At 65.9% G+C, this 1,004-nt stretch carries 1 protein-coding gene; it reads right to left on the minus strand.

The window, feature by feature from the left end:
- Nucleotides 1-1,004: beta-ketoacyl synthase N-terminal-like domain-containing protein (locus AB0E24_RS45950; protein WP_359386052.1), on the minus strand; the 1,004-nt coding region annotated here is incomplete at both ends.

Below are 1,004 nucleotides of genomic sequence, written 5' to 3' on the forward strand. Positions count from 1 at the left end.
CCCAACCACAACGGACGCCCCGAATCCCGACCCTGCCCATACGTCGCCAACAACGCCTGCGCCTCAATCGGATCACCCAACGTCGTCCCCGTACCGTGGGCTTCCACCGCGTCCACATCCACCGGAGACAACCCCGCGTTCGCCAGGGCCTGCCGAATCACACGCTGCTGCGAGGGGCCGTTCGGCGCGGTCAGGCCATTCGACGCACCGTCCTGATTCACCGCACTGCCCCGCACCACCGCCAACACCGGATGGCCGTTGCGCCGTGCGTCCGACAACCGCTCCAACACCACCACACCCACACCCTCAGACCACCCCGTACCATCCGCCCCCTCAGCAAACGCCTTACACCGACCATCCGAAGCCAACCCACCCTGCCGGCTGAACTCCACAAACGTCCCCGGCGTCGACATCACCGTCACCCCACCAGCCAACGCCAAACCACACTCATCCCGCCGCAACGAATCACACGCCAAATGCAACCCCACCAACGACGACGAACACGCCGTATCCACCGTAATCGCAGGACCCTCAAGACCGAACGCGTAGGAGACTCGGCCCGACACCACGCTGCCCGAGTTCCCCGTCCCGAGAAATCCCTCGACCTCTTCGGGCACAGCCAGGAGTCGGGATCCGTAGTCGTGGTACATCAGTCCGGCGAACACACCGGTCCGGCTGCCCCGCACCGACCTCGGATCGATACCCGCGCGTTCCAGTGCCTCCCAGGACACCTCCAGCAACAGCCGCTGCTGCGGATCCATCGCCAGCGCCTCACGCGGTGAGATCCCGAAGAGACCCGCATCGAAGTCCGCGGCGTCGTACAGGAATCCACCCTCGATTCCCCGCAGCCCGTCAAGGGCCCAACCACGGTCGTCAGGGAGCGCCGCGATGCCGTCACCGCCCGATGCGACCAGCTGCCATAGGTCGTCCGAAGATGCGACACCGCCGGGATACCTGCATGCCATACCCACAATGGCGATGGGCTCCTCCACCGCCGACACCAC

It is taken from the genome of Streptomyces malaysiensis subsp. malaysiensis (genome assembly GCF_040653035.1).
Lineage (GTDB): Bacteria > Actinomycetota > Actinomycetes > Streptomycetales > Streptomycetaceae > Streptomyces > Streptomyces malaysiensis.